This window comes from Pseudomonas sp. BC42, assembly GCF_021560055.1.
Taxonomy (GTDB): Bacteria; Pseudomonadota; Gammaproteobacteria; order Pseudomonadales; family Pseudomonadaceae; genus Aquipseudomonas.
This window is the reverse complement of the sequence record NZ_CP091067.1, coordinates 1,650,151-1,661,740: the sequence shown is the minus strand read 5'-3', so window position 1 is coordinate 1,661,740 and position 11,590 is coordinate 1,650,151. Positions and strand designations below refer to the sequence as shown.

Below are 11,590 nucleotides of genomic sequence, written 5' to 3'. Positions count from 1 at the left end.
CCGGCCCTCACTGCTTGAGCGTCGCGACGACCTGACCCGGTTCCACCGGATCACCGTCCTGCACCGCAAAGGCGCTGACCTGGCCCGCGCTCCCGGCGGTCAGTTCGGAAAACTGCTTCATGACTTCGATCAGGCCGATCACGGTATCGGCGCTGACGAGGTCGCCGACCTCGACGAAAGGCGCCGATTCAGGGGTGGCCTTGCGATAGAAGGTGCCCGGCAAGGGGGTGATAACACTGTGTTCGGCCATGTCTGTTCCTTTTGGAATAGTTGTAGAAAGGCAGGCAAAAATTCAAAACCCGGGTGAGGCCCGCATCTGTGCGCGGTGCTTCTTGTCGATGGCTGGCTGTGGATGCGCTCAGCGCGGTGCGCGCACCTCGATGCCGGCCTGGTCCAGCGCGGTGCGGGTGGCCTCGACCAAGTCCAGGGCGCCCGGGGTGTCGCTGTGCAGGCAGATGGAATCGAACTCGAGGAACAACTCCTCGCCTTCGACGGTGCGCACCAGGCCGGTCTGGCAGGCGCGCAGCACCTTGGCCGCCACCGCGGTCGGGTCCAGGGCGCGGACATTGCGGGTAAACACGATGGAGCCGCTGAGGTCGTAGTCGCGGTCGGCGTAGAACTCGCGGATCACCGGCTGCCCCAGTTCCCGGGCCACGTGCCAGATCACCGAGTTGGGCATGCAATACAGCAGCAGCTCGGGCTCCAGTTTGCGCAGGTTTTCCACCAGCAGCCGCGCCGCCTCCTCGTCCCGGGCCAGATGCATGTAGAGCGCGCCGTGGGGCTTGATGTGTTGCAGCTTCACGCCTTGCACCCGTGCCAGCTCACGCAGGGCGCCGAGCTGATAGAGCATGTCGTCCACCAGCTCCTGGGCCGGGGCATTGATGTGCCGGCGACCGAAACCCACCAGGTCGCGAAACCCCGGGTGAGCGCCGATGGCCACCCCACGGTGCTTGGCCTGCTCGATGGTGCGGCGCATGGTGCCGGGGTCGCCGGCATGGAAGCCGGTGGCGATGTTGGCCGAACTGATGAAGCCCATCAGTTCGTTGTCGACGCCATCGCCGATGGTCCAGGGGCCGAAGCTCTCGCCCATGTCCGAATTGAAATCCACTGCCTGCATCACTGTTGCTCCAACTCTTGTGACTTCGTGCAACAGAAATTAGAGCGGCCTTGACCCCTTGGGAAGATCTATTATCAGATAGAGCTTCTTCTGAAAAACAGATAAAACTATCGGGCAGCGCTGTAGGTGACGGCATCGGCGTTCGCGCGATGGCCTTGGCCGGCAAGCCGGCTCCTACAGGACAAGAGGGGAATGGGCCATGTCGTTGACCTTGCGCCAGGTGCGCTATTTCGTGGCCACCGCCGAGATCGGGCAGATCTCCCAGGCGGCGATTCACTTGAACATTTCGCAGTCGGCGGTGACCACGGCGATCAAGGAACTGGAGGCCATGCTCGCGGTGCAGTTGTTCGTGCGCTCGGCCCAGGGCATGAACCTGACCGATGCCGGGCGGCACTTTCTCAACCGCGCCTACGTGATTCTGCGCAGCGTCGAGGATGCCCTGAACAGCCCGTTGCCGGACTACCGGGCCAGCGGCGTGCTGCACCTGGCGGCCAGCTACACGGTGATCGGCTACTTCCTGCCGCACCACCTGCAGCGCCTGGAGCACTGGCACCCGGACGTCACCATCGAGCTGCATGAACAGGAACGCCAGGCCATCGAACAAGGCTTGCTGGAAGGCCGCTTCGACATGGCGGTGGTGCTCACCGCCAACCTGACCCACCCGGACATCGTCTCGCAGACCCTGTTCAACTCCGAGCGCCGGCTATGGCTGCCGGCCCACCATCCGCTGTGCGAACGCACCAGCATCAGCCTGGCGGACGTGGCCCAGGAGCCGTTCATCCTGCTCACCGTCGACGAAGCCGAACAGAGCGCCATGCGCTATTGGGAACAGGCTGGCCAGCAGCCCAACGTGCGGGTGCGCACCAGCTCGGTGGAGGCGGTGCGCAGCATGGTGGCCAACGGCAGCGGCGTGGCGATTCTTTCAGACCTGGTGCACCGGCCCTGGTCCCTGGAGGGCAAGCGCATCGAGACCCTGAGCCTGAGCGACGCGGTCACGCCTATGAGCGTGGGGCTGGCCTGGCATCGCGAACGCACCTTCACCCCGGCGATGCAGGCCTTGCGTGCCTACTTCCACGACGCCTTCCTCGCGCCCCAGCAACACCTGGCACGACGCTGAGCCCCTCGTAGCCGCTGCCGAGCCCCGGCGAGGCTGCGAAAAGGCCCACAGGGCCTTGCCCGGCGATCACCCGCCAAACCCACAGCGGCCTCAAAATCCTGGCCTCTGCTGCATCGGAATGCCGCCCAAGCCGTTCACCGCCTGCGGCAGCGACTACACAGGGTTTGTAGCCGCTGCCGAGCCCCGGCGAGGCTGCGAAAAGGCCCACAGGGCCTTGCCTGACGATCGCCCGCCAAACCCGCAGCGGCCTCAGCATCCTGGCCTCTGCTGCATCGGAATGCCGCCCAAGCCGTTCACCGCCTGCGGCAGCGGCGACAGGGCTGATTCAGGGACAGGTCCAGCGCTGCGCGGCGGCGGCGATCTGCCCGGCCAGCTGGGCGATGGCCTGCTGGTGGGCCTGCACCAGGCTGCTCAGTTCGATACCCGCCGGCTGACGGATCTGGCTGCTGCAGGTCAGGCTGCGGGCCGGGCCGCCCTCGCCCCGCAGGCGCAGGCTCCAGACCACATCGATCAGCGCATAGCGACCGGGCAGGGATTCGAAACGCCGCACATCAGTCTGCAATGACAGCACCGGACGCCCGGGCTGCTTGGGCAGCCCTTCTAGGTTGCGGGTGCCGAGTTTCTGCTCCATCTGGCTGGCCAGGGCATCGTGGAATTCGTCCACCAGCGGCGCGCTCCAGCGCTGGGTTTCGAGGATCGCCAGGCTGCCGCTGTCCTGGCGTACCACCAGTTGCGGCTGGTCCACCTGCACCGGAATGCGCACCGTGGACATTTCGAACTGCGGCCCGTCAGCGCGGGCCGCGCCGCTGCCTTCGGCGACCGGCGGCAGCAAAGTGTAGTAACGGGTGGGCGCGGAACTGCAGGCGGCCAGCCCCAGGGTCAGGCAGAGCAACAGGGCACGGGTTTTCATGGCTGGGCTTCCGGTACGGATTCGCGAACAGAGGAGGATGGCGACTGGTAGGCATCCGGTTGGTTGTCTTTGAGGCGCCCGCGGATCAGCGCTTCCGGATGACGCCCGAGGAAGTCGCTGAGCACCCGTACCGAACGCGCGGTGCGCTGCACTTCTTCCATGGCCTGGCTGAGTTTCTGGCGCTGCGGCGAGTCCTCGGAGAAGCTCTCGTTGGCGCTGGCCAGGGTCTTCTTCGATTGCTCCAGGGTGTCGCGCATCTGCGGCAGCACCTCGCCATTGACCTGCTTGAGGGTCTTCTGCATCTGCGCGAGGCTGCCATCGAGGTTGGCGGCAATCGAGTCGATCGGCAGCTTGCTGATCTTGTCGACCACGGCCTGCAACTGCTCCTGCAACTTGTCCATGCTGCCCGGGATGGTGGGGATCTCCAGCGGCCGCGCCGCCGCGTCGTAGGCCACCGGCTTGGCGTTGGCGACAAAGTCCAGGGAGATGTACAGCTGCCCGGTCAGCAGGTTGCCGCTGCGGGGCTGGGCCCGCAGGCCGTTCTTGACGAAGGTGCCGATCAGCTTGGCCGAGCGCGCGTCGTCTTCGCCGCCGGTCTGTTTCACCAGTTTTTCGTGGGCCTTGCCCAGGCGCTCGGGATAGATCACCGCGCCGACCAGGGTCGGGAAATACTTGCGCTGTTCGTCGTAGTCCAGGTCCATGGACACCACCTTGCCGATGTTCACCCCGAGGAACTCCACCGGGGCATTGAGCGACAGGCCGCGCAGGGCCTGGTCGAAGCGCATGCGGATGTAATAGGGCGCGCCGTCCGGCGGGGCCAGGGCGGTGTCCTGGTCGCCGAACAGGGTGTACTCGGCGTTCTCTTCGGCCGGCTGGGCATTGGGGCTGTACTTGGGTTCGACGAAGGCAATGCCGCCGGCGAGGATCGACGACACCGACTCGGTGTTGACCTTCAGGCCGTTGGCGCCGAGGGTCACGTCGACGCCGCTGGCGTTCCAGAAGCGGGTGTCGGTGGTGACGTACTTGTCGTTGGGCGCGTTGACGAAGATCTTCACGTCCACGCCCTTGCCGCTGTTGGCCAACTGGTAGGACACCACCTGCCCCACTTCGATGCGCCGGTAGTAGACCGGCGAACCGATATCCAGCGAGCCCAGGTCATCGGTGTGCAGGGTGAAGCGCTTGCCCTTCTGCCCATAGGTGATGGGCGGCGGGGTTTCCAGGCCCTTGAAGCTGTCCTTGCGCTTTTCCGAGCGGCCGGCGTCGGCGCCGATAAAGGCTCCGGAGAGCAGAGTGTCGACCCCGGAAACACCGTTGGCGCCGATCCGAGGGCGCACCACCCAGAACATCGAGTCGTCGGCGGTAAAGGGCTCGGCGGACTGATCCAGCTCGACCTTGGCCAGCACCTTCTTGCGGTCGTCGCTCAAGGCGATGGAGGTCACCTTGCCGATCACCACGTTCTTGTACTTGACCTGGGTCTTGTTGGCCTCCAGGCCTTCGGCGGTCTGGAAGCTGATGGTGATTTCCGGCCCCGCCGACAGCGACTTGTGCACCACCATCGACAACCCCACCAGGGCCGCGACGATCGGCACCAGCCACACCAGCGAGACATTGAAGCGCCGCGTGCGCAGCGCCGGAGCACCAGGCGCGGGCCGAGGATTTGCTGCGTTGGAACCTGGATGCTCAGACATCTTCAACCTCTGCGTCCCAGATAAGCCGGGGATCGAAACTCATGGCGGCCAACATCGTCAGCACCACCACCAAACCAAAAAACAGAATGCCCATGCGCGGATCGATGGAGCTCAGGGCACGAAACTGCACCAGGGCCGCCACCAGGGCCACCACCAGCACGTCGAGCATCGACCAGTAGCCGATCAGCTCGATGAAGCGGTACAGCTTGGCGCGCTCGCGCTGGGCCCAGAGGCTGCGGCGCTGGCAGGTCACCAACAGGGTGCCGAGGACAAAGAACTTGCTGCAGGGCACCACCACGCTGGCAATGAAGATCAGCAGGGCGATGTCCCAGGAGCCGTGTTTCCAGAACTCCACCACGCCGCTCATGATGGTGTTTTCACTGGCGCTGCCAAAGATGCTGGTGTGCATCACCGGCAGCAGGTTGGCCGGGATGTAGAAGATCAGGCTGGCCAGCAGAAAGGCCCAGGTACGCGCCAGGCTGTTGGGCTTGCGCGCATGCACCACGGCATCGCAGCGCGGGCAGCGGTGTTCGAAGTCCTGGCAGACCTGGCCGCAGGTGTGGCACAGCATCAGTTGGTAATCCCGGGCGTAGGGCGGCGCACTCATCAGTAGCGGCCCTCCAGGTCATCCCAGAGGTAGCGGATGTCCTTGCCGGAGATCAGGATGATCAGCACCGTGAGCATCGCCAGGGCCCACAGGCCCATCCCCGGATGCACATCGAGCATCCCCGCCAGCTTGACGATGGCCACCAGGATGCCCAGCAGGCACACCTCGAGCATGCTCCAGGGGCGCAGGTGCTCCAGGGCCCGCATGCAGGCCTTGAAGCCCGGCGCCGCACGGCCGACGTTGGCAAAGCCCAGCACCCAGCACAGCAGGATGATCTGCAGGCAGGGCGCGAGAATGATGGTCAGGCCGGTGATCGCCGCGATCAGGCTGATGCGCCCCTGAGCCAGGGCCTCGACCGATTGCCAGAGGGTCGCCTCGTTGCTCAGGCCTTCGAGGCTGATCTTGATCACCGGAAACAGGTTGGCGAAGACGAATAACACCCCGGCGGTGATCGACAGGGCGAACAGCTGCTGCACGCTCAGGTGACGGGCGCGGGCCAGCAGCGCGCCGCAGCGCGAGCACTGGGCGGCCTGGCCCTTGCCGAGCGGCACCGATTCGTACAGCGAATCGCAGTGCTCGCAGATGATCCAGTTGCGGGAAATAGTCATGGTCTTCAGATAGTCGGGAGGGCGGCAGGTTCAGTGACTCGAACCTGCTGGCGCATATTTTCAGAAAAACATCAGGACAGTGTCCAGTTTTGTCTGCTGCGTCGTCGCCGGTGTCTACGCCATGATAGGCGCCCCGGAGATTTTCGCCGCCCGCCAGCGGAGGCGGTCAATCCCGGGACGCCCTCCCGTTCAATGGGCCAGGCGCGTTTGCAGCCACTTGCCCCGCAGCACGTCGTAGGCCCAGTGGTAGAGGTAGGTGTAGGGCAGGAAGAACAACAACACGCCGATGTCGAGGAGCAAGGCCTGCAACAGGCTGATATCCAGCCACCAGGCAATCAGCGGCACACAGAAGGCCACCAGCCCGCCTTCGAACAGCAAGGCATGCAGGACCCGGGTCCTGGCGGTGTGTTCAAGCTCCAGACGCTTGAGCAAACGATCGAACAGACCGTTGAACAGCACGTTCCAGCCCAGGGCCAGAAGGCCGATGGCGAGGGTCACCAGGCCCATGTCGACCATGGGCTTGTCCATGATCCAGGACAGCAGCGGAGTACAGATCGACACCGCCAGCAGCTCAAAGGCGACCGCCTGGAAAATACGTTCGGTAAGGGATTTAGGCAGGCTCATTGCCGTACTCCTGAAGTAAAGGTGCTGGCGATCATCCAGGAGCAGGCCGATACTTGATAATCAATAACCATCGATCAAGGCGATAGTTCATGGCCTCACATGAAGTGCTGCTGGCGTTCGTCCAGGCCGCCACCCAGGGCTCCTTTTCCGCTGCCGCACGCAAGCTGGGCAAGAGCCAGTCCACCATCAGCGCGGCGGTGGCGAGCCTGGAGATCGACCTGGATGTCCAGCTGTTCGATCGCAGCAGCCGCAAGCCCGGGCTGACACCGGCCGGGCACGTGCTGCTGCAGCGCGCCGAAGAGATCCTCGCCGCCACCAGCCGCCTGGAAATGACCGCCAGCCAACTGTCCCGAGGGGTCGAGGCCAAACTCACCATTGCCCTGTCCGACACCTACCAGTCGGATCGTTTCGAAAGCTGCCTCAGCGCCTTCGAGCAGCGCTATCCGGACCTGGAGCTGGAATGCCTGATCGCCGAGTGCGAGGACCTGATCGCCCTGGTGCAAAGCGGCCGGGCGCACATCGCCTTTGCCGAGCAGCAGGACGATTACCCGGCGGACCTGGAGCACAAGACCCTGGATGAACGGGGTGAAATGTCGCTCTACGTGTCGCGCAACCATCCCCTGGCAGAGCGGGATCAGGTCGACGAACAAGCCCTGCGCCAGCACCGGGAACTGCGCCTGGCGACCGTGCTCAACCCTTACGAGAGCCGGAGCCAGGGCCGGGTCTGGTCGGCCCCCAGCTACCTGATGCTGCTGGAGATGGCCCAGGGCGGCTTTGGCTGGGCGCCCCTGCCGCGCTGGCTGGTGGAAGGGTTCGGCGCAGACAGGTTGCAGGAGCTGCAGGTCCGTGGCTGGCCACGCACCGTGGCGGTGGACGCGCTCTGGTCACGCCTGCACCCACCGGGTCCGGCGGGCAGTTGGTTGCTGGCGCGGATGCTGCAATGACCGCATTCACCGGCTCCTGGCCGGCCCCCGCCAGGAGCCCTGAATCGCCAGCCTCTAGCGGGAACCGAGCTCGGCCAGGCGCTGTTCGAGAAAGCGTCGCTCGGGGCCTTGCCGGGCCAGGGCCAAGGCGTGCTGGTAGGACTCGCGCGCGGCGGCGATATGCCCCAGTTGCCGGCAGAAATCGGCCCGCGCGGCATGGGCCAGGTGGTAATCCTGCAAGTCGCCACGCTGCAGGATGGCTTCCACTTGCTCCAGCCCAGCAGCCGGCCCATCGCGCTTGGCCAGGGCCACGGCACGGTTGAGGCGGATCACCGGCGAAGGCTGCAAACGCAGCAGGATGTCATACAGACCAACGATCTGCGCCCAATCGGTCTGTTCCGCACTCGCGGCCTCGGCATGCACCGCGGCAATCGCCGCCTGCAGGCAATAAGGCCCCGCGTGCCCGCTGCGCAGGCCGCGCTCCACCAGGGCGCAACCTTCCGCGATCAAGTCCTGCTGCCACAACGAACGGTCCTGCTGGTCCAGCAGGATCAACTCGCCAGTGGCAGAGATCCGCGCCGTGCGCCGTGACTCGTGCAACAGCATCAGCGCCAGCAGGCCCATAACCTCCGCCTCGGGCAACAGCTCCAGCAACAGGTAGCCCAGGCGAATGGCTTCGCGGGTCAGCTCATCTCGGGTCAGTTCGGCGCCCATGGAGGCCGAGTAACCCTCGTTGAATACCAGGTAGATCACCCGCAGCACGCTCTCCAGGCGCTCGGGCAATTCACTCAGTTGCGGCACCTGATAGGGAATCCCGGCGTCGCGGATCTTCGCCTTGGCGCGCACGATGCGCTGGGCAATGGTGGCCGGGGTGACCAGGAAGGCCCGGGCGATTTCCTCGGTGCTCAGGTCGCAGATCTCGCGCAGGGTCAATGGCACCTGGGCATCCGCCGCCAATGCCGGGTGGCAGCAGGTGAAGATCAGCCGCAGGCGGTCATCCTGCACATCCTCGACGCTCCAGTCGTCCTGTTCGAGCTGTTCCAACTGGCTGAGCAGCGCCGCCTGGGAGGCCGCGAAGCGCGCTCGTCGGCGCAGGGAGTCAATCGCCTTGAAGCGGCCGACCGACACCAGCCAGGCCCGGGGGTTGTCGGGCACGCCATCGGCCTGCCAGCGTTCGACAGCCACGAAGAAAGCCTCGTGCAGCGCCTCCTCGGCCAGGTCGAAATCCCCCAGCAGGCGGATCAGGGTGGCGAGGATCCGCCGCGACTGCTCGCGATAGACCTGCGCCACCAGCCCCGCCAGCGCCTCCCGGTCTTGCTCGGCCATCAGTCCGGCAGGCCCTGGGTCACCAGCGCCACCAGGCGCTCCAGGCTCTGCCCCCAACCGTCATGAAAGCCCATGGCTTCGTGAGCCTTGCGGTCGGCTTCGCTCCAGTGCATGGCACGGGCGGTGTAGAGGGTCTTGTTGCCCTGCTCGTCGAAGGTCACTTGCGCCGTCATGAACGGCTTGCCCGAAGGAATCCAGCCCGGCAGGTAGGCATCGGTAAACACCAGCCGCGACGGGGCGTCGATCTCCAGGAACACCCCCATGGTCGGGTACTCGCTGCCGTCCGGAGCGCGCATCAGGGTACGAAACTGGCCGCCGACCCACAGGTCCATTTCGCACTCCGGGGTGGTCATGCCATGGGGCCCCCACCACTGGACCAGCAAGGCCGGCTCGGTCCAGGCGCGAAATACCGTATTGCGCGGTGCGTCGATCAAGCGGCTGATCGACAGTTCATGCTCGGCGGACCTGCGGCCCGCGGTTGGGAATGTCATCGAAAAACTCCTGTTCAGGGGGATGTTCAGGGCTTCAATTCACGTACCGGACGCACTTCGACGCTGCCGACCCGGGCGGCCGGAATATGCCCGGCGACCTGGATCGCTTCATTCAGGTCCCGGGCCTCGATCAGGTAGAAACCGGCCAGCTGTTCCTTGGTTTCGGCGAACGGGCCGTCGGTGATCGACAGCTTGCCGCCGCGCATGCGCACCGTGGTGGCGCACTGCACCGATTGCAGCGCCTCGGCGGCGAGCATCCGCCCACTGCCCTGCACCGACTCGGCATAGGCCAGGCATTCGGCATCCTCGGGACTGTCGGGCAGGCTGTGCAGCAAGCGCTCGTCGCTGTAGACCAGGCATAGGTATTTCATGGGCACCTCCGGACTCGGGCTGAGCAACTATGGTCGCTGTTTTGCACTTTGGCGAACCGCTCGCTGTTCAGGGTTGCAGGTCGAACCGGGTGGTCCCGGTGAGCATGTCGAACGGCGCCGACCAGTGCTCATGCACCACCTGCCACTGGCCGTCGCGACGTTGATAGGCGGCGCTGACGCGCATCCAGCAGGCCTTGGTCACGCCCTCGGCGTCGGTGCCGCCGCAATGGGCCAGCCAGTGGGCGAAGGCCAAGTCTTCGTCGGCCCGCACCTGCAGTTGGTGGAACTCGAAGATGCCCGGGCCGGGGCAAACCTGCATGCACGCCTCCCAGTGCGCGCGATAGGCGGCCTTGCCCTTGAACTGCAAGGCCCCGACCGCATCGAAGGAGGTGATGTCATCGGCGTAATAGCTGACGATGCGCTCGATATCCCGGGCCACCACTGCCTGCTGCCAATGGTCGATCAGGCTGCGCACCTGCGCTTCGTTGGATGGATTGAGCATGGCCAAACTCCTCGTGAGTGAAATCAACCGCGGTTGAACAGCCCCGGCACACCGGGCCCTGGCTGTTCGGTTCACCCTTAGTCGCCTGGCCATTCGCGCAATCGACAAGCCACAGAAAAAAAATTTACCCGTTGCACAAAATCGCTAGAATCCGCCCCCTCCTCCCGACCGGATCGCCCTGCCCGTGACCACACGCCTCGTGCCTTATGAACAGCTCGACAGCCACCAGCATGCGCGCTTGCTGGAGCTTGAAGTGCGGCCCGGACAGAAGGCGTTTAGCGGGGACATTCATGGCGCGCTGCACTCCCTGGTCAATGCGCCCCAGGGGGCGATCAAGGGCTTTGCCCTGCTCAGCGACGAGCGGCCGGTGGCCTTTGTGCTGCTCAAGCGCCCGCCCTGCCTGCCGGCCTGGGCCGACGCCGACAGCGCCAGCCTGCACGCCCTGCAAGTGGACCAGCGCTTCCAGGGTCAAGGCTTCGGCCAGGCCTGCCTGCAAGCCATTCCCGCCGCCGCGCGCCAACAGTGGCCCGGGCTCAAGGGCTTGAACCTGGCGGTGGACGGCGACAACCAGCCAGCCCTCAGGCTGTACCGCAAGCTGGGCTGGGTGGAGAACGGCGAGGCCTGCAAGGGCCGGATCGGCTATGAGCGGCGGATGGTGCTGGCGTTCTGAGTGACCCGAGTGGGCCAGGAACGATCCAGATCCGCCGCGTTTCTCTTCATCAAACCGACGGTTTCACGGCATCAGCGCGTAAGACTCAGCACCATCTCATGCCAGGCCATGCCGCCGTGGTCCGACGCCGACGCCTTGACGTAGACAAAACCGAAGCGCTGGTACAACGCCACATGGCGCTCCTTGCACATCAGGTGGATACGCGCCTTGCCCATCTGGCCCATGCGCGCGATGAAGGCGTTCAGCAATTGCCGGGACAGGCCCAGGCCCTGGAAGTCCGGGTGCACCACCACCGACATGATCACCACTTCGGAACCGGCCGGGTCGTGGCCGATCAGTTCCTTGAAGGCTTCATCGGCCATCTGCACCTCGAAGGTGGCGCCGGCGTTGATGAAGCCGGCCACCACGCCGTCCACCTCGGCGACGATAAAACCCTCGGGCCAGGTGGCGATGCGGGTGGCGATCTTTTCCCGGGTCGCGGCTTCGTCGCCTTCGTAGGCCAGGGTTTCGATGGCGAAGCAACGGTCCAGGTCGGTGGGCAGTACGGTGCGGATCAGCGGGTTCGAAGCGGTCATGGGGCGGCAACCTGAAGTCGGTGAAGGGTGGCGGATTCTAGCAAGAGTGGCGCCGCGCCGA

General features: G+C 65.2%; 15 protein-coding genes. 3 read left to right on the top strand and 12 right to left on the bottom strand.

Annotated elements, in window-relative coordinates; genetic code table 11:
• Nucleotides 1–7 precede the first annotated feature (7 nt).
• Both L1O02_RS07875 and L1O02_RS07870 read right to left on the bottom strand, forming a co-directional pair.
• Nucleotides 8–250, bottom strand: coding sequence for an acetyl-CoA carboxylase (locus L1O02_RS07875; RefSeq protein WP_060840627.1), 243 nt, complete (start codon nt 248–250; stop codon nt 8–10).
• A gap of 108 nt (nt 251–358) precedes the next feature.
• Complete coding sequence (locus L1O02_RS07870; protein WP_235759757.1) at nt 359–1,117, bottom strand: 5-oxoprolinase subunit PxpA; 759 nt, start codon at nt 1,115–1,117, stop codon at nt 359–361.
• 199 nt (nt 1,118–1,316) lie between these two features.
• On the opposite strand from L1O02_RS07870, the gene L1O02_RS07865 reads away from it, so the two are divergent.
• Entirely contained in the window at nt 1,317–2,234 is a 918-nt protein-coding gene (locus L1O02_RS07865) for a LysR family transcriptional regulator (RefSeq protein ID WP_060840629.1), read from the top strand.
• Nucleotides 2,235–2,559: 325 nt separating this feature from the next.
• Here L1O02_RS07865 and L1O02_RS07860 read toward each other — a convergent pair whose 3' ends face one another.
• From L1O02_RS07860 to L1O02_RS07840, 5 genes are all read right to left on the bottom strand, one after another.
• Nucleotides 2,560–3,144, bottom strand: a complete 585-nt coding sequence (locus tag L1O02_RS07860; protein ID WP_060840630.1) for a PqiC family protein — start codon at nt 3,142–3,144, stop codon at nt 2,560–2,562.
• A complete protein-coding gene (locus L1O02_RS07855; RefSeq protein ID WP_060840631.1) occupies nt 3,141–4,832 on the bottom strand; it encodes an MlaD family protein in 1,692 nt (563 codons plus the stop codon). Before L1O02_RS07855 ends, L1O02_RS07860 begins: the two co-directional genes overlap by 4 nt.
• The gene (locus tag L1O02_RS07850; protein ID WP_060840632.1) at nt 4,825–5,439 is read right to left on the bottom strand and encodes a paraquat-inducible protein A; all 615 of its coding nucleotides are present in this window, start codon (nt 5,437–5,439) and stop codon (nt 4,825–4,827) included. The genes L1O02_RS07855 and L1O02_RS07850 overlap by 8 nt, the downstream gene beginning before the upstream one ends.
• A complete protein-coding gene (locus L1O02_RS07845) occupies nt 5,439–6,047 on the bottom strand; it encodes a paraquat-inducible protein A (RefSeq protein ID WP_060840633.1) in 609 nt (202 codons plus the stop codon). Before L1O02_RS07845 ends, L1O02_RS07850 begins: the two co-directional genes overlap by 1 nt.
• 189 nt (nt 6,048–6,236) lie before the next feature.
• Nucleotides 6,237–6,671: a multidrug/biocide efflux PACE transporter gene (locus L1O02_RS07840; RefSeq protein WP_060840634.1), complete on the bottom strand. Its 435-nt coding sequence runs from the start codon at nt 6,669–6,671 to the stop codon at nt 6,237–6,239.
• A gap of 89 nt (nt 6,672–6,760) precedes the next feature.
• Between L1O02_RS07840 and L1O02_RS07835 the strand changes: the two genes are divergently transcribed.
• The gene (locus tag L1O02_RS07835; protein WP_060844398.1) at nt 6,761–7,615 is read left to right on the top strand and encodes a LysR family transcriptional regulator; all 855 of its coding nucleotides are present in this window, start codon (nt 6,761–6,763) and stop codon (nt 7,613–7,615) included.
• 54 nt (nt 7,616–7,669) lie between these two features.
• On the opposite strand, the gene L1O02_RS07830 is transcribed toward L1O02_RS07835, so the two are convergent.
• The 4 genes from L1O02_RS07830 to L1O02_RS07815 all read right to left on the bottom strand — a co-directional run bounded on the left by L1O02_RS07830 (nt 7,670) and on the right by L1O02_RS07815 (nt 10,284).
• Entirely contained in the window at nt 7,670–8,920 is a 1,251-nt protein-coding gene (locus tag L1O02_RS07830) for an RNA polymerase sigma factor (protein WP_060840636.1), read from the bottom strand.
• Nucleotides 8,920–9,411 (bottom strand): SRPBCC family protein, encoded by a 492-nt coding sequence (locus L1O02_RS07825; RefSeq protein ID WP_235759756.1) that lies wholly within the window; start codon nt 9,409–9,411, stop codon nt 8,920–8,922. The genes L1O02_RS07830 and L1O02_RS07825 overlap by 1 nt, the downstream gene beginning before the upstream one ends.
• Before the next feature lie 26 nt (nt 9,412–9,437).
• Nucleotides 9,438–9,782 (bottom strand): YciI family protein, encoded by a 345-nt coding sequence (locus tag L1O02_RS07820; protein ID WP_060840638.1) that lies wholly within the window; start codon nt 9,780–9,782, stop codon nt 9,438–9,440.
• A gap of 67 nt (nt 9,783–9,849) precedes the next feature.
• Nucleotides 9,850–10,284: an SgcJ/EcaC family oxidoreductase gene (locus tag L1O02_RS07815; protein ID WP_060840639.1), complete on the bottom strand. Its 435-nt coding sequence runs from the start codon at nt 10,282–10,284 to the stop codon at nt 9,850–9,852.
• 184 nt (nt 10,285–10,468) lie between these two features.
• Between L1O02_RS07815 and L1O02_RS07810 the strand changes: the two genes are divergently transcribed.
• The gene (locus L1O02_RS07810; protein WP_060840640.1) at nt 10,469–10,954 is read left to right on the top strand and encodes a GNAT family N-acetyltransferase; all 486 of its coding nucleotides are present in this window, start codon (nt 10,469–10,471) and stop codon (nt 10,952–10,954) included.
• A 71-nt stretch (nt 10,955–11,025) separates the two neighbouring features.
• Here L1O02_RS07810 and L1O02_RS07805 read toward each other — a convergent pair whose 3' ends face one another.
• Nucleotides 11,026–11,529: an N-acetyltransferase gene (locus L1O02_RS07805; RefSeq protein ID WP_235759755.1), complete on the bottom strand. Its 504-nt coding sequence runs from the start codon at nt 11,527–11,529 to the stop codon at nt 11,026–11,028.
• Nucleotides 11,530–11,590: the final 61 nt, after the last annotated feature.